Source organism: Finegoldia sp. P2-F-LR (assembly GCF_052932265.1).
Genome location: NZ_JBRFJF010000007.1, coordinates 19,196 through 34,491 on the forward strand (window position 1 = coordinate 19,196; position 15,296 = coordinate 34,491).

General features: G+C 34.3%; 15 protein-coding genes. 2 read left to right on the forward strand and 13 right to left on the reverse strand.

The features are described 5' to 3' along the window. Positions 1 to 66 precede the first annotated feature (66 nt). Complete coding sequence (locus ACU68W_RS05285) at positions 67 to 1,197, forward strand: glycerate kinase family protein (RefSeq protein WP_446756222.1); 1,131 nt, start codon at positions 67 to 69, stop codon at positions 1,195 to 1,197. Position 1,198: 1 nt separating this feature from the next. Further along, on the forward strand, positions 1,199 to 2,464 hold the full coding sequence (locus ACU68W_RS05290; RefSeq protein WP_446756223.1) for a GntP family permease: 1,266 nt from the start codon (positions 1,199 to 1,201) through the stop codon (positions 2,462 to 2,464). 48 nt (positions 2,465 to 2,512) lie between these two features. Here the strand turns inward: ACU68W_RS05290 and ACU68W_RS05295 are convergent, their stop codons facing one another. From ACU68W_RS05295 to ACU68W_RS05355, 13 genes are all read right to left on the reverse strand, one after another. Then, entirely contained in the window at positions 2,513 to 3,625 is a 1,113-nt protein-coding gene (locus tag ACU68W_RS05295; RefSeq protein WP_446756224.1) for an ABC transporter permease, read from the reverse strand. Continuing rightward, on the reverse strand, positions 3,612 to 4,709 hold the full coding sequence (locus tag ACU68W_RS05300; protein WP_446756225.1) for an ABC transporter permease: 1,098 nt from the start codon (positions 4,707 to 4,709) through the stop codon (positions 3,612 to 3,614). Before ACU68W_RS05300 ends, ACU68W_RS05295 begins: the two co-directional genes overlap by 14 nt. Before the next feature lies 1 nt (position 4,710). Beyond that, on the reverse strand, positions 4,711 to 5,649 hold the full coding sequence (locus ACU68W_RS05305) for an ATP-binding cassette domain-containing protein (protein WP_446756226.1): 939 nt from the start codon (positions 5,647 to 5,649) through the stop codon (positions 4,711 to 4,713). A 165-nt stretch (positions 5,650 to 5,814) separates the two neighbouring features. After that, positions 5,815 to 7,110: a branched-chain amino acid transport system II carrier protein gene (gene brnQ, locus ACU68W_RS05310; RefSeq protein ID WP_446756227.1), complete on the reverse strand. Its 1,296-nt coding sequence runs from the start codon at positions 7,108 to 7,110 to the stop codon at positions 5,815 to 5,817. Between the two features lie 178 nt (positions 7,111 to 7,288). Continuing rightward, on the reverse strand, positions 7,289 to 8,473 hold the full coding sequence (locus ACU68W_RS05315; RefSeq protein ID WP_446756228.1) for a TVP38/TMEM64 family protein: 1,185 nt from the start codon (positions 8,471 to 8,473) through the stop codon (positions 7,289 to 7,291). Between the two features lie 12 nt (positions 8,474 to 8,485). Next, a complete protein-coding gene (locus tag ACU68W_RS05320; protein ID WP_094223091.1) occupies positions 8,486 to 9,217 on the reverse strand; it encodes a YdjY domain-containing protein in 732 nt (243 codons plus the stop codon). Positions 9,218 to 9,309: 92 nt separating this feature from the next. Beyond that, positions 9,310 to 9,819, reverse strand: a complete 510-nt coding sequence (locus ACU68W_RS05325; RefSeq protein WP_446756229.1) for a hypothetical protein — start codon at positions 9,817 to 9,819, stop codon at positions 9,310 to 9,312. After that, positions 9,819 to 10,265 carry a DUF4430 domain-containing protein gene (locus ACU68W_RS05330; protein ID WP_242433512.1) on the reverse strand — a complete coding sequence of 149 codons (447 nt, stop codon included), beginning with the start codon at positions 10,263 to 10,265 and terminating at the stop codon, positions 9,819 to 9,821. The genes ACU68W_RS05325 and ACU68W_RS05330 overlap by 1 nt, the downstream gene beginning before the upstream one ends. Positions 10,266 to 10,267: 2 nt before the next feature. Continuing rightward, the gene (locus ACU68W_RS05335; RefSeq protein WP_446756230.1) at positions 10,268 to 11,845 is read right to left on the reverse strand and encodes an ASKHA domain-containing protein; all 1,578 of its coding nucleotides are present in this window, start codon (positions 11,843 to 11,845) and stop codon (positions 10,268 to 10,270) included. Next, positions 11,829 to 12,854, reverse strand: coding sequence for an MtaA/CmuA family methyltransferase (locus ACU68W_RS05340; protein ID WP_094223089.1), 1,026 nt, complete (start codon positions 12,852 to 12,854; stop codon positions 11,829 to 11,831). Before ACU68W_RS05340 ends, ACU68W_RS05335 begins: the two co-directional genes overlap by 17 nt. Positions 12,855 to 12,861: 7 nt before the next feature. Next, positions 12,862 to 13,515, reverse strand: coding sequence for a corrinoid protein (locus ACU68W_RS05345; protein WP_094223088.1), 654 nt, complete (start codon positions 13,513 to 13,515; stop codon positions 12,862 to 12,864). A 1-nt stretch (position 13,516) separates the two neighbouring features. Beyond that, positions 13,517 to 14,299 (reverse strand): uroporphyrinogen decarboxylase family protein, encoded by a 783-nt coding sequence (locus ACU68W_RS05350; RefSeq protein ID WP_094223087.1) that lies wholly within the window; start codon positions 14,297 to 14,299, stop codon positions 13,517 to 13,519. Next, complete coding sequence (locus tag ACU68W_RS05355; protein WP_446756231.1) at positions 14,292 to 15,170, reverse strand: GTP-binding protein; 879 nt, start codon at positions 15,168 to 15,170, stop codon at positions 14,292 to 14,294. Before ACU68W_RS05355 ends, ACU68W_RS05350 begins: the two co-directional genes overlap by 8 nt. Positions 15,171 to 15,296 lie beyond the last annotated feature (126 nt).

Sequence of the window (15,296 nt, forward strand, 5' to 3'; positions counted from 1 at the left end):
CATTATTATTACATAAAACATACATTTGTGCAATCGTTTGTTATAAAATTGAGATAGGAGGTTGTTATGAATATATTAGTATTGATAGACTCTTTTAAAGGAAGTTTGAGTTCTTTGGAAGCAGGAGAAATCATAAAAAAAGCTTGTGAAAAAAATCCTTCTAACAAAGTAATCGTAAAACCTGTTGCTGATGGTGGAGAAGGAACTATTGATTCATTAAAGGATATTAAAAACGCTAAAATAGTTGAAGTCGATGTACATAATCCTTTGATGGAACATCACACAGCTAGATATTTGATAGTCGATGATAAACTTGCGATTATGGAAATGAGTGAATCCAGCGGACTTACGCTTATAAAAGATAACTTGGATCCAATGAATGCTACGACTTTCGGAGTTGGAGATATGATCAAGGATGCTTTGGATAAAAATATCAGAGAATTTATCATTGGTATTGGTGGCTCTGCAACTACAGATGGCGGCATGGGAATGCTGAGAAGTTTGGGAGCGCGATTTTTTGACAAAAATGGAATCGAAATCTCAAACGGTCCAATAGGAATTATAGATTTGGAAACAATTGATTTGGAAAATTTCGACGAAAGACTTAAAGAATGCACATTCCAAATAGCTTGTGATGTCGATAATCCATTGTGTGGACAACGTGGTTCGGCAAGAGTATTTGCACCACAAAAAGGCGCAACTCCAAAACAAGTCGAAGAATTGGATAAACTTTTGGGCAAATATCACGAAGTTACAAAAAAAGTTATTCCTGGTGCAAATGATACGATTGAGGGAGCTGGTGCTGCTGGTGGTTTGGGATATGCCTTCAAAAATTATTTAAATGCAGAATTAAAACCAGGAATTGAAATTATTCTGGAAATGCTTGGAGCAGATGAGTTAATCAAAAATTCTGATTTGGTTATCACTGGCGAAGGCAAGATGGATTTTCAAACATCTATGGGAAAAACTCCTGTAGGAATTGCAAAGCTCGCAAAGAAATACAACAAAAAAGTCATCGCTTTTTGCGGCGTTTGCGATAACGATGCAGTCTCTGTTAATGAAAGAGGAATCGATGCGTTCTTCCCTATTCTAAATAAATGTATGCAAACAAATGAAGCTATGGATAAAAAAGTTTCAGAAGAAAACTTGTACAGAAGTGTTGACCAAGTAATGAAATTAATAAATTTATGGAGGTAGTATGGACAACGTAACATTTTCAACGATTGGAGCATTGATAGGCTTAGCGTTATCAATTTTTCTAATCATCAAAAACTTCCACGCAACTTACGCACTTATCATAGGCGCTTTGGTTGGTGGACTTATCGGTGGAGGCGGACTTGTTGGAACAGTGTCTGCCATGGTAAAAGGTTCTGAATCAATGATGAGTTCAGTTCTAAGAATTATGACAAGTGGTATTTTGGCAGGCTGTTTGGTTAAAACGGGCGCCGCAGAAAAAATCGCCGACACGATTATCAAAAAATTAGGCGAACAAAAGGCTTTGATTGCTATTGCGATTTCTACTATGATTATCTGTGCTGTCGGAGTTTTCATCGACATTTCAGTTATCACTTGTGCACCTATCGCCCTTGCAGTTGGTAAGAAATCAAATCTTTCCAAATCAAGCATTTTATTGGCTATGATTGGTGGAGGAAAAGCTGGTAATGTAATCAGCCCTAACCCAAACACTATTGCAACTGCTGAAGGATTCAAACTAAATCTTACATCTTTGATGTATGTGAATATCATTCCTGCAATTTGCGCATTAATCGTAACGATTATTATTGCAATGGCTTTAGCAAAGAAAAAAACTGATGTCATAGATTCAAGTGATTTGGAATCTTCTGAAAGAACAAACTTGCCAAGTTTCTTCGCATCAATTATAGGGCCAGTTACTGTAATTATTTTATTGGCACTTAGACCACTTGCCAAAATCACAATCGACCCATTGATTGCACTTCCTTTGGGAGGATTTGTGTGCTTATTAGCTACAAAAGAAACTAAGAATACCAAAGAATATGTCAACTACGGTTTCTCAAAAATAATCGGAGTTTGTGCACTTTTAATCGGTACGGGAACAATAGCAGGAATTATCAAAAATTCGACATTGCAAACAGATATGATTAATTTGATTACTGCATTTAATCTTCCTGCATTTATACTTGCTCCAGTAGCGGGTATTTTAATGGGAGGTGCAACAGCAAGTACAACTGCTGGAAGTACAATAGCATCTCAAACATTCGCCAAATCATTAATCGATGCAAATGTAACTGCACTAAATGCTGGTGCTATGGTTCATGCAGGTGCGACAGTTATCGACTCACTTCCTCACGGATCATTCTTCCACGCAACTGGTGGATCTGTCAAAATGTCTATCGCTGATAGATTGAAAATTATTCCTTACGAAGCAGCTGTTGGGTTGACTACGACAATCGCATCAGTTTTAGTATATTTAATTACAAAATAATTTTTCTCAAAAGTAAAGGCTATGAGCACACAACTCATAGCCTTATTTTTATTTGTTGATATTATCGTTACCTTTTGGTTTTGCCAAAACAGAAATCACTATAAATACTACGCTAAATCCTAATATTATCAAAAGATTAGGAAGAATTTTTGAAATTTCAGGAAATTCTTCTAAGATTTCATTGTTTCTAATATAGTAAAATCCTGGGAAAATTCTACCTATTGTAAGAGCTGTTTTCCCTAGTAATTCTTGCGGAACAAATGCCCCACACAAAAACGACGATCCAAGTGAAACGATGTTCATTACTCCTTGAACTGTGTTAGAATTTTTGATTACGTTTGAAATCATCACAGCCATCGACACCACAGATATCGTGAATACAAACGAATTAAGCATCATAAGATTGACGTGAGTCTTTGTAAAATCGTATTTGTACAAAACACAGAAAAGTATCATGTAAATTAACCAGAACACAAGTCCTGTGACGATATGACCCAGCATTAACTCCATATTAATTCTAGTTCTTGGACATGGTGATACGTTGTTTCTCATAAGAATCGGCTGTTTTTTGTAGACCAAGGCGATATTTGAAACGACTAATATCACTTGTGCAAGTAGCAGGTAATTTAAAAAGTTGAAGTAGAATTTGGATTTGTCTTTTTTTGAATTTACACTTCCATCTTTAATGCTAACATCAATTTTTTTGTCCAAATCCTCATTCGCATTTTTTATAGCCTCATCTTCAGTAAATCCACTTTTTTCGTAGGAACTTACTTGGCTCAGATAAATATTTATCTTTTCTTTGATATCCATCGCATAAGCATTATTAGGAGCAACTTTGTACAAAACTTCCCTCGTTTTATCGAAATCCTCTGGAATTATCACAGCTGCGTTGATAATATCGTAGAAAAGTTTGTCGTCTACGATTGTTTCATCCATTGTTTTTATCTTGGCGTTCTTGTCCAAATAATCATACAGAGACTTGGACAGTTTGGTGTTCGCTTTGTCTTGCACATAAATATTTACATCAACGGGTTTGTAGGAAGTTTGTGTAGTGTTTTTTGTCGCAAAGCTCATCAATACGAAAAATATTATCGTGTACAAAAGTATGGGAGTTTTGTGTGCCCATGTGATTTTAAAATAATTTTTAAAGACTTTCATACTCTTTACCTCTCATGAAAAATAGTGACGCTACGACAAATACAACTGTAATTATCAAAAGATTTATGATATCTTTATTAAATCGTGCCATCGAATCGTAATAATACAACGAATATACCGCATCTGTAACGACAGCAACAGGATTTATTTTGTTGATAATGGGAAGTTTCTCTGCGATAACTACTTTTATTTCTGGAACCATCATTCCCGCTAAAAACGCCATCAACATTGTAAGTGCAATACCTATTCCGATTTTAGTATCAAGACTTTTCTTATTAGACACTCCTATTAAAATCCCGAGCGTCACTCCACAAAGTGAAGACAAACCTGCCATTGCGATTACAAGTCCCATTCTATCTCCAAATTCTACTTTTAACCCGTATTTTAAATACGCGATAAATATTACAGTTATTAAAAAATTTATTATCCAACTTACAAGAACTGATGCACAAAGCATAGTGCCTTTTTTAGTTGGAGAAACAGCATTTCTTTTAGCATTGGTAGACAAGTTCGCTTCGTATTGGAAACTAACGAACAGTCCCCACATATATCCGTAAATAGTAGTCATCCCCAAAAGAGTGTAGAAAAACACATTGACAGGATCCATGTTTTTTCTGGAAATATCTTGAATGTGATCATCCACTCCCAAGATTTTTCCAATATCAGCTGTTGGATTCTTATTCATTATCTTAGTTATCATCGACACTTTTTGCGTGTATGCATTCATAATCGTCTCCACAATCGTCTCCGAAATCCCAGATTTTTTAGTGTAGATTTTATCCATGGAATGAATGTAGGCTTTTACATCTTCGTTTTTATTCAAAATATCTTCGCTATTAGATTCTACAACCTTGAAATATTTTTCCTTTTCCATATCGTTCATGAAAATCTTAAAATTTTCATCTTGCATCAAAGTTTCATTAACAGCTACATCAATAGTTTTGAATTTGGAGTTTTCAGTAATATTTCCAAATGCAAGCTTAAAGAAAATCCCCAGCACAATTGGGAACAAAAGCGCCCAAAAAAGCATTGCTCGCTGCCTCAAAAGCACCTTGAATGTATTTTTAAATGAATGAACAAACATTTTAATCCCTCAAATCTTTACCAGTTAATTCCAAGAACACATCATTAAGGCTTGGCTTTTCAACATTTAAAGAACTATATTGAATATTTTCCTCGTCGAGAAGTTTAACCAACTTCATTAAGTATCCATCACCGTGTGCAAAGTCGAGTTTAACAGAGCCATTCTTGTTTTGAAATTCCAACAAATGTGGAAGTGCTTTTATTTTATTGATAATATCTTCGCTCAAATCCTTCGAAGTAAAACTGATTTTCTCATTCATTTCAATCATATCTTTGAGTTGTTCTGAAGTACCCTTTGCGATAACCTTGCCCTTGTCGATAATCACGATATCATCACACAAGAAATCAACCTCGTCCATGTAATGCGACGTGTAAATTATCGTGGAACCTTCCTTGTTTAATTTTTTTATTCCCTCAAGAATATTATTTCTAGATTGTGGGTCTACAGCAACCGTCGGTTCGTCAAGGATGATTATCTCAGGCTTATGGGCAATTCCACATGCAATGTTAAGTCTTCTGAGTAAACCACCCGATAATTTTTTCGGCTTAAACTTCACAAAATCATTAAGACTTACCAAATCCAACGATCTTTCAACTAGTTTTTTTCGTTCATTCTTATCTTGAATGTATAATCCGCAAAAATAGTCTACGTTTTCGTAAACTGATAATTCATCATACACCGCCACATCTTGGAACACTACGCCGATTCTTTTTTTGATATCATACGCATCAGAAGACATTTCTTTGCCAAATATCTTGACGCTGCCAGCATCCTTTTTCAAAAGTGACAATATGCAATTGATAGTTGTGGATTTTCCGCTACCATTTGGACCAAGCAGCCCTAGTATCTCTCCTTTTTTTACATCCAAATCCAAATTATCCACCGCAGTGAGTTCCTTGTATTTTTTTACAAGACCTCTTACCTCTATAAGGTTTTCCATAAGATCCTCCATAAATTTTAATTCTATTTATATTATATAATTAATCAATTAGTAATGTGTAAACAAATTGTAAACAAAATGCAAAATAAACTTTAAAAACTTTGATTTTCGACATTTTCCACAAAAAACAGCACAAAGAATATACTTTATGCTGAATTGTTTTCGTTATGCAATTTTTCTTTTATCTTGAACAAAAGCTATAAGTCCGAATACAGCCCCAGTAACAATCGCAGGTAACAGCCATTCGAATCCAACTGAGCTGAAAGGCAAAGTTTTGATTAAAGCAGTAAAACCTTCAAAAATTTTAAAATTTTGATTCAAAACTTCCACAAAACTTATCAAAAATGTAGCAAGAACTGCTCCTTTGTAAATCATATCGTATTTTATATGTTCTTCAAAAATTCCTAAAAATATAAGTACCATAATAATTGGATAAACCGTAGATAAAATTGGAACTGCTGCTTTGATCAAACCTTCAACCCCAATTAGTGAAAGCACTCCTGAAACTACAACTGTTCCTAAAACAATCGGCTTGTATCCCAATTTGCCCTTTGTAATATTCGAGAAAAAATCCCCCGCTATCGCACTGAGTCCAACAGATGTTGTCAAACAAGCAAGTGACACAGCAATACCAATTGCAATTTTACCAGCTGAACCTAAAATATTTTGCACAGTTCCAAGTAGTATGTCTACTCTTGTGTTTTGCACTGTGTATAATTTGGAAGCCGTTGCTCCAGCGTAAATCAAACCACCGTAGATAATTGTTAAAAGAACAAATGCCACAAGTCCAACCCACTTAACTAACTTTAGTCTTTCTTCGTCATTGACATATCCTTTTCTTTTCAAATCAGACACTACAATACCGGTCATAAGAGCTGCACCAAGTGCATCCATCGTTTGATATCCCTCTGCAAAACCTTTCAAAAATATTTGATTTTCAGACGCAATATTCATCACTCCGATAGGATCCACAATACATTTTCCAATAATTACTAATAAAATTATTACCAAACCAGGAGTTAAATACTTACCGATTTTATCGATAACACCCGTTTCATTAAATACAAAAATCGCAGTCAACGTGAAAAATATTAATGCAGTTACCCATTCTGGAGTTCCTGGAAAAACTTTAGACACAAAAACTTCGTGAGTTGTCGCTGCAGTTCTAGGAATTGCAAAAAGCGGTCCAATAGTTAATATGGTAACGGTTCCAAGAATCTTAGCAAATTTATTCCCAACTCTTTTTCCAAGATCTTCTGCTCCTCCACCTAGCTTAGCGGTGATGATTACGCCAAGTATAGGTAGTACAGGGTCTGTCAACAAAAATCCTAGCATCGCTTTTTTGTACTCAGTTCCCGAAAGCACACCCAAATAAGGTGGAAAAATCAGGTTTCCTGCGCCAAAGAATATTGCAAATAATGCAAATCCTACAATAATGACGTCCTTAAATTTCTTATTCAAAATATCCTCCTATGTATTTCTATATCTTTATAGAAAATGATTTCATAATTAAATTTTAATTCTAAAAAGTTTTATTGTCAAATTTATTTATTCCGTTATCAAAATAAAGCGTAAGATTTTTACAAATAAAATTTTGTAAAAAAATCATAGGCCACATCAATGACCTATGATTATAATTTTATTCTACTACTTTTCCGCCCTTTTTCTTTTGTTTGTCGTTGTAAACTTTTTTAGCTATACCAATCATGATTGATAATGCAAACAATGTCAAAAGACCCAAGAAAAGTTTTTGCGCTCCACCAGTCAATGTTCCTCCAACGTATGAATAAACAATTGTTGCAGGTAATTGACCAATTCCAGTCGCTATGAAAAATGACCAGAATCCCATGTTAGTAAGACCTGCACCATAACTTACAAAGTCGAATGAAACGAATGGTAAAAGTCTACAAATTAATATTGCATATTTTCCATATCTTTCGAAGAATACGTCAACACTTTCCATTGCACCTGTACTTGTAAGTTTTTCAACAGCATCTCTTCCTAAAGCTCTCGCTAAGAAAAAGCAAAGTGCAGCTCCTGCCATCGCTGATGACCAAGAAAGCATAGCTCCCTTAACCCATCCAAATATTGCAGCATTTGATAAAGTAATCAAGAATGCTGGAATAGGGGCCGCAATTGATTGAAGAACCATCAAAATAAATGATACAACTGCTGCTTGTTTTCCGTAAGATCTCAAATATGCTACAACTACATCAGTATCTAATTTTGAAATCGTAGAGAAAGCCTCATTAGTTTTAGCTTTAATTGAAGGTACGAAGAAATACAATCCCAATAAAATTCCAATGATTGCCAAAGCGATAATTCTTTGGATTTTCCTCTTGTGTTTGAGTTCGGCTATTTCTTCTGGTGTTTTTTCTTCTCTTAAATCGCTAAGTTTAACTTCTTCTTCTCTCATAGCTTTACGTTCTTCTCTACTATAATACTTTTGATATTTCTTCTGAGTAAGAACTATATAGAGGTTGATTAAGTTAACAATTACGATAACTGCGATTGTAGGAATGAGAATATTCTTAACTGGTCCATGATACATTATAAACTCTTTTACAATGTAGATAAGACTTTGAGTTTTTCCTCCTATGAGAGCAATCAAGGCTATAGCAATTTCTAAAGCGAAAAATACATATCTATTGATATTTGTATAAGCAATTCCTAGTATCAATCCAAAAGCCGTAAAGATAAACATTACTAGCTGCTGGCTAACCATCATCTCAAAATTTACGTTGAATAACAAAAGTAGACAACTTAAAACCCCGATAGCTACGCCCGTAGTTAAATAATAAAATATCGCTCTTAACTTTTTCACTTGATACCTCTATTAATCTTCTAAAGTATAAGTTACAGCTACATAAGTTCCATCTTCTGGAAGAACATCAGGGTTACCAGTAAATTTAACTTCGTTTCTCTTTTCTACAGCTCCATTAGTGTAAGTTGTGTTAGAAATAATTCCTACTGGACAAGAGTCCAAGCAAGTTAAGCAACCTGTTTTTTTGTTTTTTGCTCTTTCTAGGTTTCCACCAAATCTAAAATCAATTTTCTTTCCATTGCTATCTTTGATTACTTCGTTAATGTCATAATCTTTTCCAGCGCCTTCCCAAGTTACAGTAGCACCTATTTTAGATCCTTCAACGTGAGTTTCAGCTGCATTGTCTGGAGTCATGTTTTCACCAGGTTTTGCACCGATTTCGATTAAGGCGTTGTAGAAATCTTCTGGAGTAGCATAAGCTGTAAGCACTGATTTTGCACCGTTGCTACCATCTGTATTTACAGATGCGTGTCTTGTGTTTTCTGTAAAATATTTTCCATTTACTGAAGATAAAACAGTGATTTTCTTAGCTTCTTTGTCAACTTTGATTGGATTTTTCAAAGAAACTCCATTAACTTCGTCATCTGCTTTCTTTTCTTCTTTCTTAGAATCATCCTTAGCTTGTTCAGTTGTTTCAGTTTTGTTTGATTCTGTTTTCTTATCGTCTGCTTTTTGAGAGCATCCTGCTAGTCCTACGATTGCTAGACACAAAAATCCAGCTACTAATTTTTTTCTTAAATTCATAAATAATCCCTCCATTATCAATTTTATTTTATTATATCATATAAATTTAATACTGTATATAATTTAAAATTCATTACATATTTGTAAAGATTTTAATTTATGATTTTTTTCTTGCCTGTAATATAATCTTCTAACTTGTATATTAGGAAAATATATATCACAGCATTTCCAATCATATGGTTGATATCAAATGGAATTGATGTCATGTATCTTGCAATGAATACATTCATTCCCATAACAGTCATGCATTCCATCAACGTGATTATAAGTCCATACAAAAATCCCGAAAGGGACAAAAATATAGTTTTGGTTATTAATGTTTTTCTTAAATTAAAAACATTGAAAATTACATAATTAAATACAGCCAAGATAAAAAAGTCTACCACTTGAAATAATACCCATATTCCAAACCCAAGCACAAAACTTGTGACTACCATCGTGACTGCATTTACAAATAGTGACTCTTTTAGGTTTTTTTCAATTGCAAGTATCAGTATGACATCCGACAAGATTTTTACATTCGGAATTATATTCAAATAAATTCTTGTCAGGATGCATACTGCTGATAATATTGCAATTCTAGTCAAATCACTAGTTTTCATTATTTCATTTCTTGAAATTTAAATTCTATCTTGTCATTTTCGTTAACTTTGTAATCGCCGATTCCTACTTCTGCCATTTTGTCGTTAACATAGTACATCCAGTATTGTTTTTTAGCTGGATCTTGTTTTACGCCTTCTAATTCAGTCATCATACCTTTTTCAAAAACAGCTTTGTGATTTTTTTCAAGGTATTGTTGTAGATTTTCATCCTTTTTGATTTCAGCATCTTCTTTTAAGATTTCTTTGTTGTTAACTTCATCCATAACAACGATTTGAACCTTAGTTGCTTCTTTGTCTGCTGCTTTTTCTTCTGTTTTGTTTTCGTCTGTTTTTGCTTGTTCTTGTGTTTGTTCTGTTTTTTGTGGCTCTTGGGTCTTATCTTTGTCAGCGTTACAAGCTGTCAATGAGAACACAAGCATCATCAATACCAATAATTTTTTCTTCATAATCATCTCTCCTTTGGAAATTCCATCGCCTTAGCGAATATTTTTTCATAGTCCTTTGTCATTGATAGTTCTATATAATTCATATCTTCTGCAAGAGTGGACATTTCTTCTTTTATTTTATCGTTCATTAAACACATGTACGCTCCTATTAAAGATGAATTACCTACATAACTTATTTTGGATTCAATTTCGTAAGGCAGAATTCCCACACCTACGATTGAAGATGGTTTCAAATGACTTCCGAATTGTCCTGCGACAATACATTCGTTCAAGTCGGAAATATCCAATCCCTCTTCATCCAAAAGTTTTATAAAACCAGAAAGTATCGCTCCTTTTGCTAGCTGTACTTGTCTGATATCTGATTGTGTGATAACAAGTTCATCATTCATCATGAACTCTCTTTTATTATCCACAATTCTAACCAAGTCTTTTCTAAAATCATCGACAGAGTTTGGATCTATAATCCTACCTCTCTTATTGACGATTTTATTTCTAACAATTTCGCTGATTACAGCAAGAATACCACTACCACAAATCCCTTTTACAGGTTTGTCGCCAATCGTTTGTAATTTGACGTTTGACCCGTCAATGACAACATCTTCAATGGCTCCTTGTTCTGCTCTCATTCCACAGTTTATATTCATACCTTCAAGTGCAGGACCAGCTGCACAAGAACAACAGTACAATTTTTCGTTAGTCTTCAAAACTATCTCGCCGTTCGTACCAATGTCGATAAACAAAGTGTTTTCTCTGTTTCTCATGTCGGTAACATAAGCACCCGCCACGATATCTGCTCCAATGTAAGCGGAAACATTTGGCAATGTGTAAAGTTTTGCATCCAAATTAAGTCCGATGTCTTCACATTTCAAAGTCTTCGCTTCAGTGAATACTGGCTTATATGGAAATTTCCCCAAACTTCTCGCATCCACACCCAAAAGCATGTGAATCATCGTAGTGTTCGCAGCGATATCTATCTCTTTGATGCTCTTTCTATCTATTTTCGATTCGACAATCATCTTGTCTATCAATTTATTCATAGAACTTACAATGCTGTGTTGTAGAATTTTCGCTGCATTTTCATTTTCAAACTCAAACGTAATTCTCGTAAGAACATCCAAGCCGTACTTTGTTTGCGCATTAAGTGCGGAGTTTTTCGCGATGATGTCTCCAGTTTTCAAATCTACTAAATTCATGCACACAGTTGTAGTACCAATGTCCACGCAAATCCCGTAGCCGTCTCTGTATTGTTTTTCAAACTCTGGCATATCTCCTGAATCAAGTACATCAATGGAGCTGTTTTCGCTTAATGTTTCCACGATGACATCGCCACTCATTGTAACTGCACACGAAAGCCTAACTCCGTTTTCGATTTCTTCTTTTTTCAAAAGTCTTTTTTCGGTATCAGTTATTTCGTTGACATTTCCTTCTACAACTTTTATCTTACACTTTCCACAAGTTAACTTACCATTGCATGAGTTGTCGATGTAGATGTCGTTTTCAAGCAATGCATTCATCAAATTGTAGCTTTTGCCGTCTTCTAATTCAATTGTTCTGTTTAAATTATTAATTCTTATCTTCATAATCGTAATTCTTAGATGCTGTTATTATTGATTTCAAATTTTCAAGTGGCGATCTCATACCTATTCCACAAGCTGGAGACAGGATATTTGATCCGTTGTTTACTGATATTTTAGCTAGTTTTTGAATTTTTTCACTGTCTGAATATTCAAGCGCATAAGTCGACACATTGCCCATCAACACGTGATGCTTCAAAACTTTCTTCGCATCTTTCAAAGATACAATTGAGTCGAAGCTCAAGCAATCAGAGTGAATGTCGTTGCACAAATCAAGTACCGGCGTCATTCTTCCACAAATATGAACAATTTTTGGAACGTCTTTGATCCCATCCAAAAACTTATTCAAATATTGTACAGTGAATTCTTTGAAGAATTTAGGTCCCATAATTTCACCAGTACCAGAAGGATCTGAAACTGCGATAACATCTGCTCCTGCGTCTATTTGTCTATTCGCAAATTCTATTAAATGATCTGTCACATAATCCATAAATTCGTGAACTCTTTGTGGGTCTTTTCTAAGAGCCTTGTAGTATTTTACAGAATCCATTATTGAAGATGCAGTGCTAACAGGTCCTGTGATATTTCCAATAATTGGGGCATTTTTTTCTTCGTCCTTCAAGATTTTAATAGCCTCAATCACGATATCACTTCTGGAATCTTCCTTCTTGAAATCTTTTATCTTTTCCCAATCTTTGATGTTATCGAATGCGTATTCAATAACGTGTGGTTCATAAATTTCATTTCCAAAATCGACAACAGAACCCATATCTTCAGCTTCAATCGTCATGCAGAATGGAACTCCGATATTCTCAAAAATTTTCTCGTCGTAGATAGCTTTTGCCAAATCAGCCATTTTCCTAGAATCCAAGTGAGCTTCTGGAAGATAGATATCTTTCAATTCCATTAGCTCTTTGGATATCATATTCATCATTCCACCCGGACAAATCACAGGAATTCTGTCGATGAAAATATGATTTAAAGCATTCTTTAATCTATCTTTTTCATTAATCATTGTTATACTACTTATCTTTTCCAACTAATCGCTTGGCAGCTTCTACAGCTTCAACAGCGTTTTCTGTATATGAATCTGCTCCAATTTTATCTGCAAACGCTTGAGAAATAGGTCCTCCACCGATCATAACCTTGAATCTGTCTCTAAGACCTTGTTCTTTTAACATTTCGATAACTTTACCCATGTTGTCCATAGTAGTTGTCATTAAAGTTGACATACAAATCAAATCAGCGTCGTTTTCTACAGCAGCATCGATGAAGTCTTGACATTTAACATCACGACCCAAATCGATCATTTTAAATCCTGCAGTTTCCATCATTAATTTTACCAAGTTTTTGCCGATATCGTGAGTATCACCTTCGACAACTCCGATAACTCCGATTCCAAGTATGTCGTCATCGTTCATTTCAACGTATTTTTCCAAAACATCCAATCCAGCATACATAGCATCACTGCAAAGTAAAATATCTGTAATGAAATATTCTTCTTCATCATAAAGTTTGTTTGCTTCAGTCATACCTTTGATAAGTCCGTCAAATATACCAGTTTTTGGATCAAATCCCTTGTCGATATATTCTTGGCACACATCTGCGATGTCTTCATCTTCCATTTCTACTACCATTTCAGCCATTTTATCTAAATATTCTTGTTGTGTTTCCATGTTACCTCCTAATTATAATTTCATTTATTTTCTTAAATTTTCTATCCGACAAATTCATACATCTGTCTCCAAAAATCTTGTGATTTTCTTCAAATAAAAAGTCTACATATCTTTGTTCTTCATCTTTTTCAATTGGTCTAAACTCAGCTTTGTCCAAACTAATCAATGCCATTGTGGATTTTGGGCATAAGTGAAAATTAAATGGTTTGTCGATATTTTGAATATCTTCCAAAAATTTCATCAAAAACTCATCGACATAAAGTTGCATTTGTTTTGGCCCAATAATATCAGCTCCTGCCAAACTATCGGAAAAACTAATCAATTTTATTCCACTATCGACAAGCTTCTCAATATATTCTACCAAAGCTTTTCTGATTTCATCGTAAAGTTCAACGATTTTATCGTGTTTTTTCCTAAAAGATCTGAAAACCACCTCGGAGCTTGCCAAGTTATCTAATATAACCAATGGACCGGCCACCTCAACAATTACTCTTTTATCGTCCTTCATCTTATCAATCGCTTCAAACAAAGCTTTGACATGTTTTTGATTGTAATCAAAATCAATCACAATATCATCTACATTATCGTACTTGTACTTGCTGACTTTTCCAAGTTCTGCAACAGCACCCATGGCTTCTGATTCTAATGTAGAAGACATAGGAATACTTCCATAGTCCTTATCCTTGAAATGTTCTACCAAACAGTCTGCATCTTCAAATAATCCCGGATCAGTTATGGGTGTCGTCTCCATTATAATACAATCATAAGTTCCAACTTTAGCCATTATTCACCTCGATTATTACAAAATCATCACTATCATTTGTAGAATCAGAAATCTCAATTCCACTTAAAGTCTTGCTCACGAAAACTTTCTTATCTAAAAGCTCGACATTTCCTTTTGCCCTGACAATACCTTCCTTGTTCACAAACTTTTCTAATTCTTCCTTTGAATCGAATTTCAATTTCTTTTGAACATTGGTCTTAAACCTAAAATCCTCGTGAGAATGCTCATTGTGTTCGTAGTGATGATGCTTACCACAGCATTTGTGACCGTCGCCGTGACAACAACATTTGTGCTTGTCTTGCTTTTTATTATCCTCAAATTCACTTACAATATCATTTGGATTTATCTTTCTGAAATCTTCCTTATGAATAATTGCATGCTTGTTAAATTGTTCGATTGAATTCTTCACTTCTTCGATTTTTTCTTCTTCCAAGTTTTCAATGTTCGTTATGTATATTATATCAGCGTTTTTTATTTGATCATTGAAAAATTCTCCGAAATCATCGTGAAAGCAAATGTAGCTATCGCAATCGACAATTGTCACACATTTTTGTATTTGCAGATTCTCTTCGTCTTTCAAAACTTCCAATATATCCGTTAGCTTCGCAACTCCTGTCGGCTCAATTATGATGTACTCAAATTGGTCTTTGTCGATTTTGTGAATAATTTCCTTAAAATCGCTCTTCAATCCACAGCAAATACATCCCGAATTGATTTCAATTATATCGTCGTTTTTAATCAACATTGAATCAATACTCACATCACCAAATTCATTCTCCAATACCAAAGTATTTTTGGAAAAACCCAAAATGTGATTGATAAAAGTTGTCTTGCCTGAACCCAAAAATCCCGACACTATTATTGTTTTCATATTATCACCCATTTTTATTTTAACATATTTGATATTTAGTATTGTTCAAATAATAACTACTTATTGGATAATTCAATAAATCAATTTTCTATATCAGATGAAGTAAATACTTTATCATAATAAATT

Coding starts and splice junctions, on each gene's coding strand:
- ACU68W_RS05285 (WP_446756222.1), top strand. CDS start 67: ATGAATATATTAGTATTGATAGACTCTTTTAAAGGAAGTTTGAGTTCT.
- ACU68W_RS05290 (WP_446756223.1), top strand. CDS start 1,199: ATGGACAACGTAACATTTTCAACGATTGGAGCATTGATAGGCTTAGCG.
- ACU68W_RS05295 (WP_446756224.1), bottom strand. CDS start 3,625: ATGAAAGTCTTTAAAAATTATTTTAAAATCACATGGGCACACAAAACT.
- ACU68W_RS05300 (WP_446756225.1), bottom strand. CDS start 4,709: ATGTTTGTTCATTCATTTAAAAATACATTCAAGGTGCTTTTGAGGCAG.
- ACU68W_RS05305 (WP_446756226.1), bottom strand. CDS start 5,649: ATGGAAAACCTTATAGAGGTAAGAGGTCTTGTAAAAAAATACAAGGAA.
- ACU68W_RS05320 (WP_094223091.1), bottom strand. CDS start 9,217: ATGAATTTAAGAAAAAAATTAGTAGCTGGATTTTTGTGTCTAGCAATC.
- ACU68W_RS05325 (WP_446756229.1), bottom strand. CDS start 9,819: ATGAAAACTAGTGATTTGACTAGAATTGCAATATTATCAGCAGTATGC.
- ACU68W_RS05330 (WP_242433512.1), bottom strand. CDS start 10,265: ATGAAGAAAAAATTATTGGTATTGATGATGCTTGTGTTCTCATTGACA.
- ACU68W_RS05335 (WP_446756230.1), bottom strand. CDS start 11,845: ATGAAGATAAGAATTAATAATTTAAACAGAACAATTGAATTAGAAGAC.
- ACU68W_RS05340 (WP_094223089.1), bottom strand. CDS start 12,854: ATGATTAATGAAAAAGATAGATTAAAGAATGCTTTAAATCATATTTTC.
- ACU68W_RS05345 (WP_094223088.1), bottom strand. CDS start 13,515: ATGGAAACACAACAAGAATATTTAGATAAAATGGCTGAAATGGTAGTA.
- ACU68W_RS05350 (WP_094223087.1), bottom strand. CDS start 14,299: ATGGCTAAAGTTGGAACTTATGATTGTATTATAATGGAGACGACACCC.
- ACU68W_RS05355 (WP_446756231.1), bottom strand. CDS start 15,170: ATGAAAACAATAATAGTGTCGGGATTTTTGGGTTCAGGCAAGACAACT.